Origin of the sequence: Bacillus sp. JJ634 (genome assembly GCF_036962285.1) — a bacterium.
Classification (GTDB): Bacteria; Bacillota; Bacilli; order Bacillales; family DSM-1321; genus Peribacillus; species Peribacillus asahii_A.
Genome location: NZ_JBALMU010000188.1, coordinates 1 through 1717, shown reverse-complemented (window position 1 = coordinate 1717; position 1717 = coordinate 1). Strand labels below are relative to the sequence as shown.

Here is a 1717-nt window from a genome sequence, read left to right as displayed (position 1 = left end):
AAAGCTCTACAACATTATAAAAATGAATGGTACTTAACTCATCAATTACTTCTTCAGATTTCATTGTATCGAATTCTACTACCCATACTAGCTTCTATAATTGAAAAAAGTGAAATCGACAGCGCGATTTCACTTTTTTTCATTTCAGAGGTGGGTTTTGTCCCAGCCCCTAAAACTTTTTAAAAAGGACACAGTGGCATCTTGTTCCATTTATTAGATAACTTTATTCAGAAACGTAATAAGTTATATATACCCTGTTCATTCATTTATGAAATAGATGCAATAATCCGTTTCAATTCCTCTTCAAAGTCTGCAGGTTCGTTCGCATAATTATAAATTCCCAAAAACTTTTCAACCACTGAAGGATGTGCCCCAATGATTCTATTTACCATATCCTGCTGTTCTGTAATAGGTTCATTTTTAGAAAGCTCACAGCCCATATGAAATCGAACCATAAATTCTTTTTCCATTTCATTCTGATAATCCACAGCAACTTTTTCCCACTGTATCGTTTGTAAGTCATTTTTGATTAATTTATCAGCCAAAATTCGTGCTCCATAGATAGCATCATGGATTCCTTGAGCCATCGCAGGGTCCTTAAAGCAAATGGCATCCCCAACCAATGCCCACCCTTTTCCCATACCTTGGTACCAATAATTTTCATAGCCAATCAAACCTTTGATAGACTCAGTCAATTGAGATTCCTTTACGCGATCAGCAATCGATGTGTTTGGAAAGTTATTCATTAGAAATGTACGGAAACTATTTTCTGGGACTGTTTTAAATTGATCAAGTAAACTCTTATTTTCTAAAGGGAAATTTATTACTAATACATATAAATCATCGTTTGTTGGGAAAAAGATCGCCATTTTATCTTTTCTTTTATACACCTCAAATTTAGGAACAGAATCGTGCTGAATACCGGAAAAATAACCATAGTAAACTGCTGTACTGGCAGGACTGCTTATTTTTAATTCGCTATTTACTAACTTTCGAATCCGGGAGTTTCTTCCGTCTGCCCCAACCACTAATTGTGCTCGGAACTCTTGTTTCTGTTTTTCTAAATCTTCCCCTCTTACTCCTATGACGGTTTCTCCATCATATATTACCTCTGTCACACGAATTCCTTCTATCATTTTTATATTTTCTTTTGTTTTTGCATGTTGAAGAAGGATATGGTCAAGATATTTTCTTCTAATAGAGTACGCAGTATCTTCACCATCTACCTTAGGGATTGGCCCTTCTATGACGGTATCTTCAAACTGAAATTTGATTGTCTGTACCGGTGTCACATTAGTTTCTAATAGTTGATCCAAAACACCAATTTCCCTAAAGATAGCTGTTGTGTTGTTAAAGAAAGTATTAGTAGTTAAAGTGTCACTTGGAAAAGTTGCTCGGTCCAATAAAAGAACTTGAAAGCCCGCTTCAGCAAGAGATATTGCCAAAGTAGCTCCGGCACATCTTGCACCAACAATAATTACGTCATAGTTTTTATTCATTCCATCACTCCACTTCTTACGATTAAAACCTTTGAAAGACCCATTTTTAAAGCTCGTATTACCACCAAAGCAATATATGTAATACTTTATAAAAACATGCCTTTTTCAAGTATAGTAGTTCCAGAGAATAATTAAGTGGCTACTTACTTAAGGACTTTTGGGTAAAATACAGTTGAATTCGCATTTAGGAGAGACAGATATAGTGAAACTTCCATCAG

Annotated in this window: 2 protein-coding genes; one reads left to right on the top strand and one right to left on the bottom strand. The window is 35.2% G+C overall.

All coding sequences use genetic code 11. The features are described 5' to 3' along the window. Positions 1 to 183: hypothetical protein (locus V7068_RS21340; RefSeq protein ID WP_499714463.1), on the top strand; the 183-nt coding region annotated here is incomplete at its 5' end. Between the two features lie 83 nt (positions 184 to 266). Here V7068_RS21340 and V7068_RS21335 read toward each other — a convergent pair. Further along, the gene (locus tag V7068_RS21335) at positions 267 to 1499 is read right to left on the bottom strand and encodes an NAD(P)/FAD-dependent oxidoreductase (RefSeq protein WP_499714462.1); all 1233 of its coding nucleotides are present in this window, start codon (positions 1497 to 1499) and stop codon (positions 267 to 269) included. Positions 1500 to 1717 lie beyond the last annotated feature (218 nt).